This window comes from Flavobacterium erigeronis, from assembly GCF_054075165.1.
On sequence record NZ_JBSKGP010000007.1, the window covers coordinates 291,963 to 311,908 of the forward strand.

Consider the following 19,946-nt stretch of genomic DNA (forward strand, 5'->3'; position numbering starts at 1 on the left):
ATATATAAAGAGCGATCTCATAAAAGAAAAACTTCGCAATTTGCGAAGCTTTTTCTTTACCAAAAACAAAAAATCTAAATTCTAATTCCTATAGAGGAAAAACGTATGGCGTAAGAGGTAATACAATTATACCATCATTTGTTGCTGTTGCCGTTAATTCGTTTTCTAATTTCCCTCCAATATAAATTTTTCCTGTCAATGTCTGTCCAGCTACACCTCCGTATCCGCTTGCGCTTAAAGACGCGCCCATAGATTTTGCTTCAGCTGTAAATTCTTTAGTCCACGGAAGTTTAGTGATATCTTCATTCAAAACATTTCCTCCTTTTTCAAAATAAGTTGTAGAAAGAGTTCCTGTGTAGTTTCCAGTGATTTCGTATCTAACATCTCTTGAGTTGTTTGAACCTCCATTATCGTCGTTATCGCTGCTGCAAGAAACTGCTGTAAAAGCAAGGGTCAATACAATTGCTAAAGTTTTCAAAATTGATTTCATAATAAAATTCTTTAATTAAAATTCATAGTCAAACAAAATTAGCCCCTTATAAAAGAGTTATCAATACCTGATAAAATGTATTTTTTTTTACCTGATATCAGGTAAAAGCTGCTGTTTTCTTTTTGAAAGTCGTTAAGCTTTAATAACTTTGAGTAAATGCCTTATTTATGAAGAAAATCTACGCCTTTTTATTTTTCTTGTTTTTCACTGCAATTTCTCATTCACAAGTAATTCTTTCCTTAGATGATGATACTGTTTATATTGACAGTATTGTTAGAATCACAAAAAACACCAAATCCGACAGCGTCAAAAGTTTGAATAGTTTCAAATTGTCGAAACTTTTTTTAATGACGCAGGATGCGAAAAAATCCAAAGAATATCTCGAGCAGGCAAATCGGCTAAAAACTAAGTTTCCGTTTTTAAGAGATGCTGCTGTTTTTTATAATGCGTATAGTTTTATAGAAAAAGGCGATTTGGAAGGTTTTGAAAAAACGCTGGTAGAAGCCAATACTAAACTTAAAAAATACCGTAATAAAGAAGCGTATAAACTACGTGCCACAATACTTCAGAATTACGGTATTATGCAGCAGCGTAAGAATAACGAAAATGCCTATATGAAATTATTGGTAAATGAAGCTATTCCGATAGCTAAAAGAAGTGGTGATTACGAATTGATTAGTGCGCTTAATAAAGCTGTTGCAATTATTTTCATGAACAATGACGAGCGCGAAAAAGCTGCAGAATATCTCGATCAGGCACAGAAATATATTGAAAGTACCACTAAAAAATCGGCCACTTTAGCCGAGTCTAAAATGGAAACCTATATTATAAATGCGGAAAATTTAGTAGAACTCAAACATTTTTATGACGCTAAAGAAATTCTGGACAAAGCCTATTTGACCTTAGAGAAATATCCAGAATCCAACTTAAATGATTCGTATTTTTATTCGGAAGGGATTTATTATGCAAAACAAAACAAGCATGCCGAAGCCTTAGCCAGTTTTGATAAAGGAATTAAATCGGCTCAAAGCCATCATAATGCGATTGCCGTAAACCGATTGAAATTTGCTGAATATGAAGTGCTTTTTAAGCTTAAGAATTACGATAAAGCCAAAAGCAATTTAGAATATTTAGTAGAAAACACGCCTTTTATTGTAGACAAGAAAAACTATTATAAAGAATTGTCGAAGGTTTATAACGCTACTAAAGAATATCCGAAAGCGTATTATTATTCAAATAAATACAATGTTATTAATGATAGTTTAAATGATGCGAAATTAAAGAACGAAATTGTTGAGCTTGAGGCCAAATATAAAAAAGCAGAAAGCGAAAAGAAAATCGGATTGCTTCAGTCTGAAAATGAAAAAGCCGTGTTGCAGGTAAACAACAATCGTTTGAATATGATGCTTTTTGCGGTTCTTTCATTTGTTTTGTTTTTAATTGTTTTGTTTTTGTGGAGCTGGAATAACTATCAGAAAAAGATCAGTTTTCAAAAAGAAGTCAATCATAAACAAGAACTCGAGGCATTAGAAAATCAGCAGAAATTATCTGTTTCGAATGCGCTAATCGAAGGAGAAGAAATCGAACGTAAAAGAATTGCTAGAGATCTACACGACGGACTTGGAAGTATGCTTTCTGGTCTCAAAATTCATTTGAATCTCGCCGAACGCGAAAACAATGAAAATGCTCCGAATATCAACGGAATGCTAAACGATTCGATTAAAGAACTTCGTAATATTTCTCAGAATTTAATGCCTGAAAGTCTGATGAAACTTGGACTGGAACATGCGCTGAGAGATTTATGCGCTTCGCATTCAACAGCCGAAACTACAATTGAATTTCAGTATCTGATTAAAAAAACGACTTTGCCACAGCATTTTAAAATTATGATTTTCAGAATTATTCAGGAACTTTTAAATAATGCTTTAAAATATGCCAAAGCTTCTCAGATTCTAGTTTCGTGTTCCCAGAATAAAGATGTTTTTTTTATAACGGTTGAAGATAACGGAATCGGATTTAATGTTGAATATGCAGAAAAGAGAGACGGAATGGGCTTGCGGAATATCAAAAACCGTGTGGCTTTTTTAAACGGAAAATTAGAAATAGATTCTGTTATTGATAAAGGAACTTCGACTTACATCGAATTAAAATATAATCCAAATCATGAGTATGAAATATAAAACGGTAATAGTAGACGATCATCCGATTGTAATTTCTGGAATAGCGGGCCTATTGTCGGATTTAAATGATATAGAAATAGTAGAAAAATTCGAATCGGGAATTGCGCTTTTAAAATATATAGAAGACAATAAAGTAGATTTGATTTTAATGGATATTTTTCTCCCTGTAATAAATGGAGTTGATTTGTGCAAAACAATCAAACAAAAGCATCCTAAAATCGTAATTCTGGGTATGAGTAGCCAGTCTGAAAGAAGTTTGGTTATGCAGTTCATTCAAAATGGTGGAAACGGATATATTCTTAAAAATGCTTCTTTTGATGAGTTTAAAGAATGTATTTATAAAGCAATTGATGGCGAAATTGTTTTTAGCGAAGAAGTAAAAACCATAATCAGCCAGCCCTTGTCTGAAGATTTAGAGCGAATTCCAGGTTTAAGTAGGAGAGAGCGTGATATTGCTTTATTGCTTTCGCAAGGAAAATCGACTCAGGAAATTGCCGATGATTTGTTTTTAAGTTTCTTAACCGTCCAAACGCATCGTCGTAATATTCTTCAAAAGTATAAAATGAAAAATGTGGCAGAATTAATTGCTTTTTTAATCAAAAACAACATGCTGAATTAAGTCAAAAGTGGTAGAAAAATGCCAAAATGACATTTTGTTAAAATGGTTCGCAATTTGCAGTTTGTTTTGTAAATTTAAAAATCAATCTAAAAACACAAAAAAAATGGGATCAGGATATTTAATTATTGCTGGAGCTATCATGTTGTTCAGCTGGCTGGTAAGCTCACAGCTGAAGAGTAAATTTGAATTGTATTCGAAATTACAGCTAAGAAACGGAATGAGCGGACGTGAAATTGCAGAGAAAATGCTGGCTGATAACGGAATTACAGATGTTCGTGTTATTTCAACACCGGGTCAGTTAACAGATCATTATAATCCATCAGATAAAACAGTAAACTTAAGTGAAGCAGTTTACAATCACAGAAACGCAGCCGCGGCAGCAGTTGCAGCACACGAATGCGGTCACGCCGTGCAGCACGCAATTGGTTACGAATGGCTTACCATGCGTTCTAAATTGGTGCCGATTGTAAGCGTTGCATCCAATTATGTGCAATGGATTTTAATTGCAGGAATCTTAATGATTAAAGTTTTTCCTGGATTATTATTAATCGGAATTATCATTTTTGCAGCAACGACTTTGTTTTCTGTTATTACGCTTCCAGTTGAGTACGATGCGAGTAACAGAGCGTTGGCTTGGTTAGAAAATAAACACATGCTGACGCAAGAAGAGCAAGCAGGAGCAAAAGATGCTTTAAAATGGGCAGCAAGAACGTATGTAGTAGCTGCAATTGGTTCGATCGCAACGTTATTGTACTATATCTCGATTTATTCGGGAAGTAGAAGAAATTAATTTGGTAATTAGATAATTAGTCAATTAGATAATTTATAGTAACCCTACAGTTTTTTGAAAGCTGTAGGGTTTTGTTTTTAAATAGTATTTCAAGCTGAGCGAAGTCGAAACCTTTTTAGCGGATTTTTAAAATTATCTAATTATCTAATTTCCAAATTGGCGCATTATCAAATTCCTCAATTATCTAATTATCAAATTGGCGCATTATCTAATTACAATTGAATCTGCCTATCAATCTGCTGATCCAGCGAAATAAAAGTTTCGGTTCTCGAAACCCCTTCAATTGCTTGGATTTTTGTATTCAAAAGTTGCATTAAATGTTCGTTATCGCGACAAATGATTTTAATTAAAACAGACCAGTTTCCTGTGGTATAATGGCATTCTAAAACTTCGGGTATTTTTCTAAGTTCTTTTACCGCTTCAGAGTTTCTGGATGCTTTGTCCAAATATACGCCAACAAAAGCCATGGTGTTGTAACCCAAAACTTTCGGATTTACTGTAAACTTAGACCCAGAGATAACCCCAGATTGTTCTAGCTTTTTTAATCGCTGGTGAATTGCAGCACCAGAAATTCCGATTTTATTAGCGATTTGCAAGATTGGTTTTCGGGCATCGTCCATTAGATATCGAAGGATTTCTTTGTCGATTCCGTCAATTTCAATTAAAAGGGAGTTGATTTTCATAACTTATAATTTGAAACTATTTTTTGAGATTTGGGTTTTGAATAGCAATCAAATGTAGTTAAAAGACGTTGGAAATAAAATTCTAAGATGAAAAATTCCCAATTCCAATTTTATGGATGGTGCAAATTTAACCGCCACGAATTCTCGAATTTTTTTTGCAATTAATTCGTGAATTGCTTCGCCTGTTCGCTATCGCTCGAGTCGTGGCGGAAAATTACCCGAATTAGTTGTGATTAATTCTAGTTTGTCAGTCTGAGCGGAGTCGAAGACCACGCTAGTAACTCTACAAAGATTGGCTATTAGATTGCGGAGCTCCTTACTTGGTCTTCGACTCCGCTCAGACTGACAAAAAATGAGAAAAAAACCTTGCGTTCTTTGCGGTTAAAAAAACTGCTTTAAAACAAAAAATCCAAATCCCAAGTGATTAGTTTGGAATTTGGAATTTTAAATATTGTAATTTCTTAGGTTTATTTTCCTTTGTTGGCTTCTGCAACGTATTTTTCTAAAGCCATTGTCATAGAAGGAGTTTCAGGAGTTGGAGCAAGAATATCAATTCTCAATCCGTGGTCTAAAGCCTCTTTCTGTGTTGTGCTTCCGAATACGGCAATTCTGGTATCGTTTTGTTTAAAATCTGGGAAATTTTTAAACAATGATTTAATTCCTGTTGGACTGAAAAAAGCTAAAACGTCGTAATAAACATCAGCTAAATCAGATAAATCACTCATTACAGTTCTGTAAAAAATAGCTTGTGCCCAATCTACTTTTAAACCGTTTAGGGTAACAGGAGCATCTGCATTTAATTGGTCAGATGCAGGAAGCAAAAACTTCTCGTCTTTGTACTTCTTGATTAACGGAGATAAATCTGCAAAATCTTTTGCTCCAACGTAAATTTTACGTTTTCTGTATACAACATACTTTTGAAGGTAAAACGCAACAGCCTCAGATTGACAAAAATACTTCAATCCTTCAGGAACTTTGTAACGCATTTCATCAGCCACTCTAAAAAAATGATCTACAGCATTTCGACTTGTTAAAATGATCGCAGTGTAATGATTAAGATCGATTTTTTGTAATCGAATCTCTTTTGCGCTAACCCCTTCTACATGAATAAATGGTCTGAAATCAATTTTTATTTTGTGTTTTTGTTGGAGCTCAAAGTAAGGAGAATTCTCCACTTTAGGTTCAGGCTGTGACACCAAAATTGTTTTCACTTTCATATTATAAATATTTTCTAAGCACTCCCTTTTGTTATCCAATAATAAAGAAAATAATAAGGGGCTATTTCAAGAGCGCAAAGATATAAAATAAAATAAAATAATTTGCCGATTATTACGTTTTGATACGTTTTGATAGAAATAAAGTAAGAGTATACGCTAATACACAGCGAAATACCTATGATTGCTAGCGGAATTATTTGCGGAATATTGTTATAATAAAACAAAACAGCATTGATTGGAAGGATTAAAACGCCAATATACGTCCTGTAAGTTACTTTTTGTAGGTTAAATAGTTCTACAAATTCGTCAATGTTGAATGAAGTTGCTACAATTTTTTCGATCAAATACTTTCCTAAAATGAAATAAAGCAGAAAAGTAGCAATCTGTATAAATAGAATCCAGTCGGTCTTTTTAATGCTGCTGTCAAAAATATTCATTGCAAGAAGAATAAAAAAAGCAAACGATATGATCTGCACAAAAAATAGCCCCACAGTAAAGCTATTTTTCATGTGGCTGTTGTCTCGGTAAATTTTAGCGTATTTGTCAGAAAAAATAAGTTTACTAAATTCACTAAATCTTGTTTCGTAAGCAGATTTTGTCATGGCAACAACGGCAAAGGTCACCACAAATAAAAGTGTTGCCCAGTCTTTGTTTTCAATAATTCGAGGGTGAAGTTGTTCAATCATAGCGTTACAAAATTAGTAATTTTTTGATGCAATACTTTTATTATATATTTATTATGAATCAAATGCTATAAAAAGTTTACTTTTGCGGTGAAATTACCGAGAAAAAATGAATGATAGTATTGTCATAATTCCCACATATAACGAAATTGAAAATATAGAAAGTATAGTAAGAGCTGTACTTTCGCAGCATAAATCTTTTCATCTGCTGATTATTGATGATAATTCTCCTGATCATACTGCTAAAAAAGTGATCGCTTTACAGGAAGAATTTCCAGGGAAACTTTTTTTAGAACAAAGAACCAAAAAATCAGGATTAGGAACCGCGTATGTTCACGGCTTTAAATGGGCTTTGGAACGCGACTATCAATTTATTTTTGAGATGGATGCCGATTTTTCGCATAATCCAAATGATTTAGAGAAATTGTATGATGCTTGCCATTTTGGTGGAGCAGATCTTGCTATTGGATCGCGTTACGTAACGGGAGTAAATGTGGTAAACTGGCCTTTAAGCCGAGTTTTGATGTCTTATTTTGCATCTGTTTACGTGAAGTTTATCACCGGAATGAAGATTCACGACGCTACTGCGGGTTTTGTTTGTTATAAAAGAGAGGTTTTAGAAAAAATCAATCTGAACAAAATAAAATTTGTCGGGTATGCGTTTCAAATTGAGATGAAGTACAGAACTTATTGTGCTAAATTTCAAATTACCGAAGTCCCAATTATTTTTACAGATAGAACAAAAGGAGTTTCTAAAATGAGCAATGCTATTATTAAAGAAGCTATACTTGGAGTGATTTCACTTCGATTAAGAAAATTAGTCAATTCATTATAAACCACTAAGATGAACAGGATTTTAATAAAAAATGCCAAAATTGTAAACGAAGGGACAATTTTTGAAGGTGATGTTTTAATTGAAAACGATTTGATTGTTGAAATTGCAGACAGCATTTCATTAAAAACTTCAGATTGTATCGTAATCGATGCTGAAGGAAATTATCTAATGCCAGGCGCCATAGACGACCAAGTGCATTTTAGAGAACCAGGATTGACTCATAAAGGAGATATTGAATCAGAATCTCGCGCGGCGGTTGCGGGGGGAATTACTTCTTTTATCGAACAGCCGAATACAGTTCCGAATGCGGTTACACAAGAAATCTTAGAAGATAAATATCAGATTGCATCTCAGAAATCATTTGCGAATTATTCGTTTATGATGGGAGCAACCAACGATAATTTGGAAGAAGTTTTAAAAACGAATCCAAAAAATGTTGCCGGAATTAAAATTTTCTTAGGTTCATCAACAGGAAATATGCTGGTTGACAATGAAGCAGTTTTGGAGAAGATTTTTTCTAGCACGCCAATGTTAATTGCGGTTCACTGTGAAGACGAAACTACAATTAAAAATAATCTTGCTGCTTTTAAAGAGCAATATGGCGATGATGTTCCGGTAACGGCGCACAACTTAATAAGAAGTGAAGAAGCTTGTTATATTTCGTCTTCAAAAGCTGTGGCGCTGGCAAAACGAACTGGAGCGAGATTGCATATTTTCCATCTTTCAACTGCGAAAGAAATGGAATTGTTTACGAATAAAATTCCGTTAGAAGAAAAGAAAATCACTGCTGAGGTTTGCGTGCACCACCTTTGGTTTACTGATGAAGATTATAAAACAAAAGGGAATTTCATTAAATGGAATCCGGCTGTAAAAACAGCAGAAGATCGTGCAGAACTTTGGAAAGCATTAAATGACGGAAGAATTGACGTAATTGCAACCGATCATGCGCCTCATACCAAAGAAGAAAAACAGCAGTCTTACTTAAATGCACCTTCTGGCGGTCCGCTAGTGCAGCATGCCGTTGTGGCGATGTTTGAAGCGCATCACCAAGGAAAAATTAGCGTGGAGAAAATTGTAGAGAAAATGTGCCATAATCCGGCTAAACTTTTTAAGATCGAAAAAAGAGGTTTTATTAAAGAAGGCTATTATGCCGATTTAGTTATTGTAAATCCAAGTTTGCCTTGGAGTGTAAATCAAGACAATATTTTAGCAAAATGCGGATGGTCTCCTTTTGAAGGTTATACCTTTAGATCGAGAATTACGCATACTTTCGTAAATGGAGAATTGCTTTATAATAACTTCAAAGTAAAAGATTCTAGAGCTGGAAAAAGATTATTGTTTGACAGATAAAAAACGACTATGAAGAATCTTATAGTAATACTATTGGTTTTATTTCTTTCTATCAGCTGTAAAAAAGAGGTTGTAAAACAACCTGCAAAGCTTATTGAGAAAGAGAAGATGATCGATATTATGTATGATTTATCTCTTTTGGAAGCAATGAGATATCAGAAACCATTGTCTTTGGATTCGATAGAAAATGATCCGACTAAGTTTATTTTGAAAAAATACAAAGTAGACAGTCTTCAATTTGCTCAAAACAATATGTATTATGCCTCTGATTATGATAACTATAAAGACATGTTTGATGAGGTAAATAAAAGAATTTCTGTAAACCAGAGAGCGGCAGATTCTTTAGCTAAAATTGATGAGAAAAAAGCAGCTAAGGAAAATAAAAAGAAAGCCGCAGCAGTCTCCAAAGATTCTGTGAAAAAGACAATTCCTAAGGTAAATATCGATTCTATAAAAAGAGCTCAGATGGAAAACAGAAAGAAAAAACTATAGTTTAGAGCTTTCTTTAATATAATGATGAATATCAGTAAAAACCGTTCCTAGAGCGGTTTTTATTTTTTCGTTACTATACAGATTCTTTGAGTAAGAAGCTTTTGCTGTTGCTTTTGTAATACTTCTTTTTCTGAAAAATAAAGTAGAAAATATTCCGTCAGTAATCCATAATAAATTCATCAGGAAAGGCTTGGCGTGAATGTGTGGTCGCTTTACTTTTAAAACATCTGAAATTGTGTCCAAAAGATCTTTAAAAACAATATTATCTGCGATAAGTGTAAAGCGTTCATTTTTTATTTCACTTTTCATCAGTTCATAACTTGTTTTTACTACATCATCAATAGAAATAAAGCCAGTACTTCCTAGCGTATAGAACGAAAGTCCATTAGAAACCTTTCGATAGATTTCGCTACTTCCTTCATCAAAAATATCCATCATTTTTGGCGGACCCAAAATAACGCCCGGATTTACAATAATGACATTTAATCCTTCCTGATGTGCACGCCAGACTTCCATTTCGGCACCGTATTTAGAAATAGCGTAATCGCTGTGTGGTTTCTCTGGGTTCCAATCTGTTTCTTCGGTAATGTGTGTTTCGTGAGGAGCAATATCTCCTAAAGCAGCAATCGAACTGATATAGCAGAACTTTTCTATTTCTTTGGCAATAGCAAAATTGACCATATTGGCAGTTCCTTCGATATTGGTTTTTCTAAGGTTTTCTTCGTCTTTTGGTTCGAAAGAAATAAAAGCAGCGCAATGGTATACTTGTTTGATGTCGATAAAAGCGGTTTCAAGTGAAGGTACATCTAGAATATCGGCTTCAAGCCAATTGATTTTTTCAAATAAGTGTCCTTTTTTATAAAAATCAAAAACCGATTTTGTTTTGCGAATATTGTTTTGGGTTCTGTAAATTGCCCGAACATTTTCTCCATTTTCAATTAAATGAAGCAATAAATGTGCGCCTACTAAACCAGTTCCTCCAGTTACTAATATCATGTTGTAAAGATAAGTTTTTGGTTGGAAGGTGCAAAGTTGCAGAGAGACAAAGTTGCAAAGGTTTTTTTTGTTTTTTTGCTACGAAGGAGTAAAGACTCGAAGTTTTGTTTTTTTTAGCCACGAATTGCACAAATTACCCCCGATTTTCCTTTTAATAAATGAAATTACAATTCGAGAAATTTGTGTAATTCGTGTCGAATATTTGTGTTTTGGTGTCTTTGTGCCAATTTTTAAGTCCCTTAAAAGAAAGTATATCCGAAAACAAAATCAATTGCTCCGTATTTAGCAGAAAAACTGTCGTAGTCAGATAATAATTCTTTTTTGCTATTTGCTCTGATTTCTATACTAAATTTATCTTTGAAGTTGTAACCGACTCCAAAAGCAAAATTAGAATCTGTGTTGCTTTCCTGCTCTAAATTGTTGTCAAATGAAATGCTGGCTTTTCCGTTTATTTCTAAGGAATAAGCGGCGTTGATAAAGATTTTTGAATTATTATTTAAGAAAAAATAATGACGTAAACCGATAGGAAGCTGAACACTTGAGTACTTTATTTCGACATAACGAACTTTTTCTGGAGAACCCGCAAAAGTACCAGGTCTGCTATAGGTTATATTATTTTCATATTTCTGATAAGCCGGATTTATAAACAGGCTCCATTTGTTTTTATTGAATGGCATTACGTATTCTAATTCTGCACCTATTTTAAAATTGGTTTTATTATCCAGATCAACATCTTTTGAAGGCACATCTCCGTCATTCATCGTCATGGAAATTAAGCTAACTTGCGGTGTTATTTTTAAGTGTAATTTACCGTTTCGTGTTTTTAATTCGTCATTGTTTTCGGTATTGGCATCTATATTATTGTATTTTATGAAATATTTTACAAGTTGAGGTTTTTTATATTGCAGGCTTTCAATGTCTCTGTCTGATGTATTTGATGCTCGTACATTATTATTTAATTGTTGTTTGTAATAATTGTTTTCCTGTAAGTTTCCTGTTGACATTCCATCTTTTGATTCAATATATTTTAAATGAACCAACTGTTCCAACGGAATTTTTGGTGTTTCGTAAAAATAACGAATCAGATTGTCTTCTCTGAAGGAATATAATTTGGCTTCGCCCTGAACCAATATTTTTAGAAAAAGTGTATTTTCTTCCCACACTGGTTTTCCTGTTTGGGAAATTGTTTCAAAATTATCGCTTGAACGATCCATTTTTACTTTGGCTCTTTTAAATGCGGTATTGTTGTCTATTCCAAATTCCTGAACATTTGCGATGGTTTCTGTTTTTGAATCGTTATCAGTAATATGAATTTTATATCTGAAATCTGTTGGGTTGTTTTTCCAGTCTAAATTTTTGATAAAACATTCTGTTCTTTTCCCGTCGTTAGAAATGATATATCCTTTTTCAAATGAAATTTGGGCATTAATAAATGTGCAATAAAATAATAAAGTGGTTAATAAAAATTTGGTCATAGGTAGGTTTTTGGTTTTTTTCAGGCCAAAAGTAAATAATCAGTTGTTAAGATTTTTACGGCTTCCCGTAATTTTTTTTAAGGTGTTTTATTTTTTGCCACGAAGGCACAAAGACGCGAAGTTTTTTGGTTGAAAGGTGTAAAAGTGCAGAGGGACAAAGTTGCAAAGGTTTTTTTGTTTTTTTGCCACAAAGGTGCGAAGACGCAAAGTTTTTGAGCTTGCAAAGCTTCAAGTTTTTTTGTCACAAATTACACAAATTGCTCCAATTTTCTTTTTAATAAAATGAAATTACAATTCGAGAAATTTGTGTAATTCGTGGCGAATATTTGTGTCTTTGCGTCTTTGTGGCATAACATTTTTTTATTGCAATTGACAATCCTTATATTTGCGCAAAATATTTAAAAAAATGAAGAATCTAGTTGAAGAATTAAAATGGCGCGGGTTATATCATGATAGTATGCCTGGAACGGAAGAGCAATTACTAAAAGAAGCTACCACTGCGTATATCGGTTTTGATCCAACAGCAGATTCACTGCACATCGGAAGCATGGTTCAGATTATTTTATTGGTTCACTTAAAGAATTTCGGTCACAGACCGGTTGCTTTAGTAGGTGGAGCTACAGGAATGATCGGGGATCCTTCTGGTAAATCTGATGAAAGAAACTTGCTTGACGAAGTAGCTTTGGCTAAAAACGTAGCTGGAATCAAGAGCGTTTTGTCTCGTTTCTTAGATTTTAATTCAACCGAAGCAAATGCACCAGTAATGGTAAATAACTACGATTGGATGAAAGAGTTTTCTTTTATCGATTTTGCACGTGAAGTTGGAAAAAGAATCACCGTAAATTATATGATGGCTAAAGATTCTGTAAAAAAGAGATTTAGCGGAGAAGGTGAGGGAATGTCTTTTACAGAGTTTACATATCAATTAATTCAAGGTTACGATTTTTATCATTTATATAAAAACAACAATTGTATTCTGCAAATGGGAGGTTCTGACCAATGGGGTAATATTACCACAGGTACAGAATTAGTTCGTAGAATGGGAGGTGAAAATGCTAAAGCTTACGCTTTAACAACGCCTTTAATCACAAAAGCAGACGGATCTAAATTCGGAAAATCTGAAGGTGGAAACGTTTGGTTAGATGCTGATAAAACTTCGGTTTACAAATTCTACCAATTCTGGGTAAACACTACAGATGCTGACGCTGAGAAATATATTAAAATCTTTACTTTCTTAGATAAAGAAACTATTGACGCCTTAATTGCTGAGCACCAAACGGCTCCGCATTTGAGAGTTTTACAAAAGAAATTGGCAGAAGAAATTACTGTTTTTGTTCATAACCGCGAAGAATTAGAAAAAGCGATTCAGGCTTCGAATATTTTGTTTGGAAATTCTACTGCTGAAGATTTGAAAAAACTGGATGAAGTAACTTTCTTAGAAGTTTTTGATGGAGTTCCGCAAGCTGAAATCGCAAAAGCTGATCTAGAAAACGGATTGGATATTGTTACTGTTTTAAACGAAAAAACGGGTTTCTTTAAATCAAACGGAGAAGCGAGACGTGCGTTAACGGCAAATTCAATTTCTGTAAATAGAGAAAAAATCAAAGAAGATTTTGTTTTAACTGCAAATGATTTAATTAATAATCAATTTGTGTTGTTGCAGAGCGGAAAGAAAAATTATTTTGTAATTCGCATTGTTTAATTGTATCGATTAAATAATTAAGCTAAATAAACTAATCCCAATGTTCGAAAGAATGTTGGGATTTTTTATTTTTAAAATATTGATATTTAAAATGTAATAATTTTTTTATTAAGTTTATTCCCTAAAAACTAACTCAACCGATATGATTGGAATTTTACTTATTTACTGGATTTGGAAAGGATTTACCAATTTGGCTCTTGAATATGATAAGAACAAATGGGGTTATTTTGCTATTGGAATTGTATCATACTACGGAGGTACTCTTGTCTCAGGATTTATTGTCGGACTTCTAGCTGTTCTTATTAGCGGTGTTGACAGCGTAAACGATGACAGTTTTACAAATCCAGGATGGAATATACTTTTTGTGCTTTTCGGTGCTTTGGCGTGTTATGGAGTGTACAGACTATTAGAAAATAAATGCGAAAAAGAAAAAGAGCTTCAGAAAAAAGAAGGTATTGATAGTATTGGTGTAATTGAGGAGAATTAAGTTTTTAAATTAACTTTAAAGAACCATCAAATTACACCCGCGAATATCAGAATTATCAAAACGTCCCAAAACTTCAAAAGAGTTGTTGGGATTTTTTTTGCCTAAATCCTGCGTCGCGATGAAAGAGCAAGAATTGATATTCGCTAAATCGATCACATTGATTCCGCCTGTTTTTCCATCTTTTACGTAAGTCAAAGCATCTTCAGGATCGCGAACTAAAATGTTCATCCAAGAAGGGCATTCGAAAACACCTTCGCCTAAAGAATAGGCTTGTGCTAAAAGTTCGGTCATGCCGTATTCAGAGTGAATTGATGAAACGCCAAAACCTTTACAAAGTATTTCGTGCAATTCTTCCCGAATCATTTCTTTACGCTTTCCTTTCATTCCTCCCGTTTCCATAATAATGGTGTTTTGAAGGTTGAACTGATGTTTTTCAATCAAATCCAATAAAGCGTATGTAACACCAATTAAGATTACATTTTGACCTGCTTCCTCTAGTTCAAGAAGTTTTTTGATTAGGTCATCATGATTGTGCAAATAAAACCCGCTTTCAGGCTGATTGGAGAGTTTTATTAAATCTTCTACCATATAAATTAACGAAGAGCCTTCGCGCTCTAAATAAGATGGCAAAAGGGCTAAAACGACGTAATCTTCGATATTGCCATAAAATTGAGAAAATCCTTTGCGGTAACTTTCCTCATATAGGGAAACATCGGTCACTAAATGTCTGCTGGTAATCATTCCGGTTGTGCCGCTGCTGGTAAAAGTTACCTGCGCTGGATCGGTAGTAGAAACTACATCATGACTTTTGAAAAACTGAATGGGTAAAAAAGGAATTTGCTGCAGTGATTTTACCTGCTGCGGATTGACTTTTAAAAAATCACAGAAATCGCGATAGACTTTATTGTTCTCGTGCTGAAAACGAAACACTTTTAGTGCTATTTTTTCAAATTGTTTCTGACTTGAAATGGTAAAGATATCGTTGGCTGTAATCAAAACTTTTTTTTGCAAAGATATTGTTTTTTAGTGTTCAGTGTTCAGTTTTTTGCTTTGAGGTTCAGTGTTCAGTAAGAGCAAAATTTATAGAAATTTAAATTAACTGAACACTAAAGCCTGAACACTGAACACCAAAAAAAAGCTCCCAATAAAAGGAGCTTTTTTCTATATTTTACCGAATAATGAGCTTTCGGGTTGCTGATGCATTTTGTTCGCTTATTTTGATGATGTAAACACCTGGAGGTAGTTCTGAAACACTTAATTCTTTAGAGGCTAAATGCGCTTGCAGTACTTTTTTGCCTAAGATGTCAAATACAATAACTTCCTTCTCTAAATCGTTCTTAGATGATATATAGACTTTTCCGTTTGTTACTGGATTAGGATACAAGCTAAGACCCTCGATAGAAGTAGATTCTTGAGTTTTTGGTAGTTGCTTGCTATCTTGCGCCGAAACGCTTAGAGTAAAGAAAAATGCCAATAAGAAAGTAATATAAAAGTAGTTTTTTGCCATCGCGTATATTTGATTACTGTAAATATACAAAAAAAATTACAAAAAGTACGCCAAAAAAAAACATCCTAAATATTTAGGATGTTTTTAACATTATGTGTTCGAAGTGATTGGAATTCTCTTGACTAAAAGTATATTTTTTAAATATAAACTTTATTAAAATGAAAAAAGCTGTCTGAAATCTTCAGACAGCTTTTTGTATATGGTATTAGAACTTTATTATTTAGTCCAGTTAGCCCAAGTTGGCAAGTCAGCACCAGCACCAGCACCTAGAGCACCAGTAGTTGTTCCTGCTAATTTAGGACCTGTAAAATCAGTTACAGAAGCTCCAAAAGTGTAGTTTGTGATAGTAAAGTTGCCAGCAGCAAGATTTGCAGTAACACCAGCATCAGCAGATAATTTAGTAAGAGCAGCAGGCATTCCGTTAGCTACATATACGTTTGTGTAAGCTTGTTTTCCACCACCTTCTTTGTAGTTGATTGCTTTTTCGTCAGCTAAGAAAGTAGCACCACCTTTAACGATAGAGATGTTGTTGATTTTAGCGTTAGTCATTGGAACAGCTCCACTTGGATCTTTAGCGTTAGTAGATCCTTCAACACCAGCTTTAGAAACACCGCTAATGTAAACATTAGTAGCAGTACCTTGCCATCCGTCAGCGAAATCTAATGAATCATCATAAGAGTTAATGATTACTAAGTTGTTAGCATTTACAGCTCCACCGAAGAATTCGATACCGTCATCACCACTTTCGAAAGCATAGATGTCAGAAACTACAGTTCCAGAACCAACTCCGAAGAAAGAAACTCCGTTGTATTCTTTTTCAGCAGTATATTTAGATCCTGTGTAAGAAATTTTCAAGAAGTTGATGTTTCCAGAAGAATCTGCATTATCATTACCTCCGTAGCTTAATCCACCTACTTCAGAAGTACCATTGTCTCCAGTGTTTACTTTACCGTTACCAGCGATGATCAATCCACCCCAGTCACTTTGAGCAGGAGTTGCTTTTCCAGATGTCATGATAACTGGTTTAGCAGCAGTACCGTTGATGTTGATTTTAGCATTTCTTTCTACAGCGATATATAAAGAAGTTGCTTCAGCAGTAGCAGAACTTTTGATTACTGTTCCAGCAGGAATTACCAAAGTAGCTCCACCTTTAACAACTAAACCTCCAGTTAATGTATAAGTTTGAGTAGGATCTAAAGTTACTGTACCGTCTTTAATTTCTCCTTTTAAATCGTCAACTTTTAAAACAAAAGAACTGTTGTTCGTGTTTTTGTTATCATCAGAACTACAGCTTGTTAAAGCAAGTCCTAATATTGCAGCCATTGCAAATAAACTTTTTTTCATTTTTGTTGTGTTTTATTGTTTTATTTATTCAAGGCAAAGTAAATGAACATATGTTTTTGCTGAGTTAAGACGATATTAACAATCTATTAAGTATATCGAGGTAAAAACGTCTTGTCTTAATATAAAATTTACATTGCAGTTTTGGACAAAAAAAGGCGATTAGTATAACCTAATCGCCTTTTGTATTTATTGAAAAGCTATTTCTTAGAAAGTATAGTTTAAAGTAAGTCTAAGATCTGAACCTGCTTTGTATGAAGTTACAGTAATATCTCCAACAGATTCTTTTCCTGGTACTTCTCCTTGCTCTTGTACACGCTTAAAAGTTGGATTTAAAATGTTATTGTAAATAAGACCAATTTTTAAGTTTTTAGTTAAGCTTGAGTTTACGATAAAGTCTAATTTATTCACTGCTTTATCTACCATGTTACCAACTCTTGATGTTCCAATTACTGCTAGTTTATCTGAAAAATAAGAGTAAGATACCGTTGCTGAAATATCTGAGTTTTCTGTAAACTGATTTAAAAATGACAAGTTTGCATTGGCAAGGAAATTAGAAGCTCCTGTTAGTTTACTTTCTGTAAAAGTAAAGTTAGCTCCAAAATCATTTTCATTGTTTACTTTATCGTTACTTAGATCTTGGTTTGTGTATAAGTAAGATCCGTTTGCGTCAAAAGTAACTTTTGTTTTTAAATTGTTTTCTTTTTCAATTTCAAAAAGATCTTTTCTATATTCAAGTTCAACTCCAGCTACTGTTCCTTTGTCTCCAGTATTTGCATAAGAAATATCATTTGAAGAAGAGTTTAAGAACATCTCGTTGATTGGATTTTGAATGATTTTACCAAATGCAGTTACAGAGATTAACTCACTTGCTTTCGGGAAAAATTCCCATCCTAAATCGAAGTTGTAATTTGTTGAAGCATATAATCTTGGGTTTCCTTGGTACGCTTGTGCAACATCTTCGTAAATAATTGGCACTTTTTCTTTAAACTGAGGAAGTGTATAAGTTTTACTTGCAGAGAATTTTAAATTCTGCTTTTCATTTAATGAATACTTAGAAATTAAACTAGGTAAAATGTTAAACTTCGAGTCGTTAGAATTCCCACCGCCTGGAACTGTTGTTGTGATAAAGAAAACATCTTGATTTAATTGCTCTAATCTAGCGCCTAAGATTACACTCAATCTTTCAGTTAAAGAATATTGAACATTAACAAATGCAGCATTAATATCTAAATTTCCATTGTAAGTTTGGTGAATTCTGTTTGAGTAAGAAGAACCCCAATGTGCTGGATCTAAATAGTTATCTACATGATGTATGTCTTCTTTAGGGAAAGAAATTGCAGTTCTATTTGGGAAGAATGAAAATTGTTGCATATCATAATCCACATCTTTAAATTTTCCTGAATAACCAACAGTTAATTTTCCTTTGTAAGTATCGTCACTAGCTTTTTTGAAGTTATAAGAAAGTGCAATATTTGCAGCAATTTCATTTTCTTTTAAGTCTTGAAAAAATCTGTGGTTGTTGATATTTGAATTGGTAAAGAAAGTATAGTCAATAGCGTTAGGAGCATATACGAAAGAGTTTTGCATACGATCTGGAATTGCGCTATTAGAAGTACTGTATCCTACTCCCCAGTTAAGATTCAATCTGTCGTTGAATTTAGTTTTTCCTGTTAATTGGTTAACAATTAATTGAGTTCTTTCAAAAGTTCCACGTTTGATGAAACCACTAATTTGCTGTTGAGCATCTCCACCACCATCAAAATTGATGTTAGTTCCTTCGTATTCGCTATAATCTTGATCACTAGAGTTTAAGAATAAAGAAGTAAAGAAGATAGAGTTTTTGTTATTGATTTTATAATCAGCAGTACCCATAACAGTTGTTGTAGTGTTATGTTTGTAAGCCGTTCTGATAAAATCAGAATAGATATCTCCGTCAGAAGTGATTCCTCCTCTGCTGTAACCTTCAGTAAATTTATTTTTTGCGCTAAAAGATCCTGTTACAAAAGCACCAATTGAACTTTCGTCATTTATTTTAAATCTTTTTCCTCCAGATAATGTATAAAATGCATTCAATACATTTTTGTTTTCTTGTCTATCCCAGCTTGTAGAATAACTATATGGCAATAATGGAGAGTCTGGAACACCAACTTTTTTAAATCCAGTGTAAGTAGGTCCGTCTTGTAGGTAAAAATGATCTTGTGCTAAAACATTTGTGTTTGCACCAGTACCAATTGAAAAGCTGATAAAAGGTTTTCCGCTGAATTTCTTTGCGCTAATATCGATATTAGCTCCTCCGAAATCCGCATAGTTTTGAGCTTCAAAAGTTTTGCTAATTCCAATATTGTCTACAATGTTTGTAGAGAAAATCTCTAAAAGGATATTTTTGTTTGCTGGGTTGTTTGATGGTAACGGAAGACCATTTAAAGTAGTTACATTGTAACGGTCACCTAATCCTCTTACGAAAACATTTCCAGAATCGTCTTGTTTAGAAACTCCGCTCACTTTCGCAACAGCGTTGGCAACGTCGTTAACCCCTTTTCTTGCAATTTCTTCGGCACCAATAGCAGCTTTAAACTGAACTGCATTTTTTTGATCTAATAATAATGCTGATTCTTTTTGTTTGTTTGCTGCAGCCGATTTTACCACCACATCTTTAAGTGTATAACTTCCTGATGAAAGTCCTTGATTAACTGTTACAGTTTCGTTTGCTTTTACAGCAACAGGAGCTTCTACAGATTCATATCCTAAAAAACTAAAAATTAAAGTATAATTTCCAGGATTAACGCTTAAGGAATATTTTCCATCTACGTCGGTATTTACGCTAATATTTGTACCTTTAACTAAAACATTAGCAAATGGCAGAGCTGCGTTGTTTGAATCTTTATCAGATAAAACGCCAGAAATCGTACCTTTGTTTTGCGCGATCGAAATCGTACAGATAAATAATGCAATTAATAGAAATCTTAAATTGAATTTCATTTTTTTTCAGTGTTGTGTTTGTGTCTTAAATATTTTGGTGCAAAGAAAGAACCGCTCTGTGAAGTCCATGTTATGGACTTGTTATGTTTTTGTGTTGTTAAGATTATCAAATTGTTA

18 protein-coding genes are annotated in these 19,946 nt (G+C 33.7%); 8 read left to right on the forward strand and 10 right to left on the reverse strand.

Annotation, left to right across the window (positions count from 1 at the left end):
• Positions 1–88: 88 nt before the first annotated feature.
• Positions 89–490: an MmpS family transport accessory protein gene (locus ACWA1F_RS15535; RefSeq protein WP_456894833.1), complete on the reverse strand. Its 402-nt coding sequence runs from the start codon at positions 488–490 to the stop codon at positions 89–91.
• Positions 491–657: 167 nt separating this feature from the next.
• On the opposite strand from ACWA1F_RS15535, the gene ACWA1F_RS15540 reads away from it, so the two are divergent.
• The 3 genes from ACWA1F_RS15540 to ACWA1F_RS15550 all read left to right on the forward strand — a co-directional run bounded on the left by ACWA1F_RS15540 (position 658) and on the right by ACWA1F_RS15550 (position 4,079).
• Positions 658–2,670 carry an ATP-binding protein gene (locus ACWA1F_RS15540; RefSeq protein ID WP_456894835.1) on the forward strand — a complete coding sequence of 671 codons (2,013 nt, stop codon included), beginning with the start codon at positions 658–660 and terminating at the stop codon, positions 2,668–2,670.
• Positions 2,660–3,289 (forward strand): response regulator transcription factor, encoded by a 630-nt coding sequence (locus tag ACWA1F_RS15545; protein ID WP_456894837.1) that lies wholly within the window; start codon positions 2,660–2,662, stop codon positions 3,287–3,289. Before ACWA1F_RS15540 ends, ACWA1F_RS15545 begins: the two co-directional genes overlap by 11 nt.
• Before the next feature lie 103 nt (positions 3,290–3,392).
• Positions 3,393–4,079, forward strand: coding sequence for a zinc metallopeptidase (locus ACWA1F_RS15550; protein ID WP_095928287.1), 687 nt, complete (start codon positions 3,393–3,395; stop codon positions 4,077–4,079).
• A gap of 212 nt (positions 4,080–4,291) precedes the next feature.
• Here ACWA1F_RS15550 and ACWA1F_RS15555 read toward each other — a convergent pair whose 3' ends face one another.
• The 3 genes from ACWA1F_RS15555 to ACWA1F_RS15565 form a co-directional block, all read right to left on the reverse strand.
• Entirely contained in the window at positions 4,292–4,762 is a 471-nt protein-coding gene (locus ACWA1F_RS15555; RefSeq protein WP_008465121.1) for an Lrp/AsnC family transcriptional regulator, read from the reverse strand.
• Between the two features lie 467 nt (positions 4,763–5,229).
• Entirely contained in the window at positions 5,230–5,979 is a 750-nt protein-coding gene (locus ACWA1F_RS15560) for a uroporphyrinogen-III synthase (protein WP_111365823.1), read from the reverse strand.
• A 14-nt stretch (positions 5,980–5,993) separates the two neighbouring features.
• On the reverse strand, positions 5,994–6,665 hold the full coding sequence (locus tag ACWA1F_RS15565; RefSeq protein WP_306153284.1) for a DUF4271 domain-containing protein: 672 nt from the start codon (positions 6,663–6,665) through the stop codon (positions 5,994–5,996).
• A gap of 106 nt (positions 6,666–6,771) precedes the next feature.
• On the opposite strand from ACWA1F_RS15565, the gene ACWA1F_RS15570 reads away from it, so the two are divergent.
• From ACWA1F_RS15570 to ACWA1F_RS15580, 3 genes are read left to right on the forward strand one after another with little or no spacing between them, the layout of a single operon-like run.
• A complete protein-coding gene (locus ACWA1F_RS15570) occupies positions 6,772–7,497 on the forward strand; it encodes a polyprenol monophosphomannose synthase (RefSeq protein ID WP_144217259.1) in 726 nt (241 codons plus the stop codon).
• A 9-nt stretch (positions 7,498–7,506) separates the two neighbouring features.
• The gene (locus ACWA1F_RS15575) at positions 7,507–8,847 is read left to right on the forward strand and encodes a dihydroorotase (protein WP_456894841.1); all 1,341 of its coding nucleotides are present in this window, start codon (positions 7,507–7,509) and stop codon (positions 8,845–8,847) included.
• Between the two features lie 9 nt (positions 8,848–8,856).
• A complete protein-coding gene (locus tag ACWA1F_RS15580; protein WP_306153278.1) occupies positions 8,857–9,339 on the forward strand; it encodes a DUF4296 domain-containing protein in 483 nt (160 codons plus the stop codon).
• Here ACWA1F_RS15580 and ACWA1F_RS15585 read toward each other — a convergent pair.
• Together ACWA1F_RS15585 and ACWA1F_RS15590 are read right to left on the reverse strand one after the other, a co-directional pair.
• Positions 9,334–10,335: an NAD-dependent epimerase/dehydratase family protein gene (locus ACWA1F_RS15585; protein ID WP_456894843.1), complete on the reverse strand. Its 1,002-nt coding sequence runs from the start codon at positions 10,333–10,335 to the stop codon at positions 9,334–9,336. The two genes, ACWA1F_RS15580 and ACWA1F_RS15585, sit on opposite strands and share 6 nt — an antisense overlap.
• A 239-nt stretch (positions 10,336–10,574) precedes the next feature.
• The gene (locus tag ACWA1F_RS15590; RefSeq protein ID WP_456894845.1) at positions 10,575–11,810 is read right to left on the reverse strand and encodes an outer membrane beta-barrel protein; all 1,236 of its coding nucleotides are present in this window, start codon (positions 11,808–11,810) and stop codon (positions 10,575–10,577) included.
• A gap of 406 nt (positions 11,811–12,216) precedes the next feature.
• Here ACWA1F_RS15590 and tyrS point away from each other — a divergent pair, with 406 nt between their 5' ends.
• Positions 12,217–13,512 carry a tyrosine--tRNA ligase gene (gene tyrS, locus ACWA1F_RS15595; protein ID WP_456894847.1) on the forward strand — a complete coding sequence of 432 codons (1,296 nt, stop codon included), beginning with the start codon at positions 12,217–12,219 and terminating at the stop codon, positions 13,510–13,512.
• Positions 13,513–13,654: 142 nt separating this feature from the next.
• On the forward strand, positions 13,655–13,999 hold the full coding sequence (locus ACWA1F_RS15600) for a hypothetical protein (protein WP_456894849.1): 345 nt from the start codon (positions 13,655–13,657) through the stop codon (positions 13,997–13,999).
• Between the two features lie 15 nt (positions 14,000–14,014).
• On the opposite strand, the gene ACWA1F_RS15605 is transcribed toward ACWA1F_RS15600, so the two are convergent.
• The 4 genes from ACWA1F_RS15605 to ACWA1F_RS15620 all read right to left on the reverse strand — a co-directional run bounded on the left by ACWA1F_RS15605 (position 14,015) and on the right by ACWA1F_RS15620 (position 19,829).
• The gene (locus ACWA1F_RS15605) at positions 14,015–14,995 is read right to left on the reverse strand and encodes a LuxE/PaaK family acyltransferase (RefSeq protein WP_456894979.1); all 981 of its coding nucleotides are present in this window, start codon (positions 14,993–14,995) and stop codon (positions 14,015–14,017) included.
• Positions 14,996–15,167: 172 nt separating this feature from the next.
• Positions 15,168–15,506: a T9SS type A sorting domain-containing protein gene (locus ACWA1F_RS15610; RefSeq protein WP_456894851.1), complete on the reverse strand. Its 339-nt coding sequence runs from the start codon at positions 15,504–15,506 to the stop codon at positions 15,168–15,170.
• A 216-nt stretch (positions 15,507–15,722) separates the two neighbouring features.
• Positions 15,723–16,850 carry a hypothetical protein gene (locus ACWA1F_RS15615; RefSeq protein ID WP_306153267.1) on the reverse strand — a complete coding sequence of 376 codons (1,128 nt, stop codon included), beginning with the start codon at positions 16,848–16,850 and terminating at the stop codon, positions 15,723–15,725.
• 204 nt (positions 16,851–17,054) lie between these two features.
• Positions 17,055–19,829: a TonB-dependent receptor gene (locus tag ACWA1F_RS15620; RefSeq protein WP_456894853.1), complete on the reverse strand. Its 2,775-nt coding sequence runs from the start codon at positions 19,827–19,829 to the stop codon at positions 17,055–17,057.
• Positions 19,830–19,946 lie beyond the last annotated feature (117 nt).

What these genes read in the sequence shown, in the direction of transcription:
- ACWA1F_RS15535 (WP_456894833.1), bottom strand. Translation starts at nt 490, where the DNA reads ATGAAATCAATTTTGAAAACTTTAGCAATTGTATTGACCCTTGCTTTT.
- ACWA1F_RS15540 (WP_456894835.1), top strand. Translation starts at nt 658, where the DNA reads ATGAAGAAAATCTACGCCTTTTTATTTTTCTTGTTTTTCACTGCAATT.
- ACWA1F_RS15545 (WP_456894837.1), top strand. Translation starts at nt 2,660, where the DNA reads ATGAAATATAAAACGGTAATAGTAGACGATCATCCGATTGTAATTTCT.
- ACWA1F_RS15550 (WP_095928287.1), top strand. Translation starts at nt 3,393, where the DNA reads ATGGGATCAGGATATTTAATTATTGCTGGAGCTATCATGTTGTTCAGC.
- ACWA1F_RS15555 (WP_008465121.1), bottom strand. Translation starts at nt 4,762, where the DNA reads ATGAAAATCAACTCCCTTTTAATTGAAATTGACGGAATCGACAAAGAA.
- ACWA1F_RS15560 (WP_111365823.1), bottom strand. Translation starts at nt 5,979, where the DNA reads ATGAAAGTGAAAACAATTTTGGTGTCACAGCCTGAACCTAAAGTGGAG.
- ACWA1F_RS15565 (WP_306153284.1), bottom strand. Translation starts at nt 6,665, where the DNA reads ATGATTGAACAACTTCACCCTCGAATTATTGAAAACAAAGACTGGGCA.
- ACWA1F_RS15570 (WP_144217259.1), top strand. Translation starts at nt 6,772, where the DNA reads ATGAATGATAGTATTGTCATAATTCCCACATATAACGAAATTGAAAAT.
- ACWA1F_RS15575 (WP_456894841.1), top strand. Translation starts at nt 7,507, where the DNA reads ATGAACAGGATTTTAATAAAAAATGCCAAAATTGTAAACGAAGGGACA.
- ACWA1F_RS15580 (WP_306153278.1), top strand. Translation starts at nt 8,857, where the DNA reads ATGAAGAATCTTATAGTAATACTATTGGTTTTATTTCTTTCTATCAGC.
- ACWA1F_RS15585 (WP_456894843.1), bottom strand. Translation starts at nt 10,335, where the DNA reads ATGATATTAGTAACTGGAGGAACTGGTTTAGTAGGCGCACATTTATTG.
- ACWA1F_RS15590 (WP_456894845.1), bottom strand. Translation starts at nt 11,810, where the DNA reads ATGACCAAATTTTTATTAACCACTTTATTATTTTATTGCACATTTATT.
- tyrS (WP_456894847.1), top strand. Translation starts at nt 12,217, where the DNA reads ATGAAGAATCTAGTTGAAGAATTAAAATGGCGCGGGTTATATCATGAT.
- ACWA1F_RS15600 (WP_456894849.1), top strand. Translation starts at nt 13,655, where the DNA reads ATGATTGGAATTTTACTTATTTACTGGATTTGGAAAGGATTTACCAAT.
- ACWA1F_RS15610 (WP_456894851.1), bottom strand. Translation starts at nt 15,506, where the DNA reads ATGGCAAAAAACTACTTTTATATTACTTTCTTATTGGCATTTTTCTTT.
- ACWA1F_RS15615 (WP_306153267.1), bottom strand. Translation starts at nt 16,850, where the DNA reads ATGAAAAAAAGTTTATTTGCAATGGCTGCAATATTAGGACTTGCTTTA.
- ACWA1F_RS15620 (WP_456894853.1), bottom strand. Translation starts at nt 19,829, where the DNA reads ATGAAATTCAATTTAAGATTTCTATTAATTGCATTATTTATCTGTACG.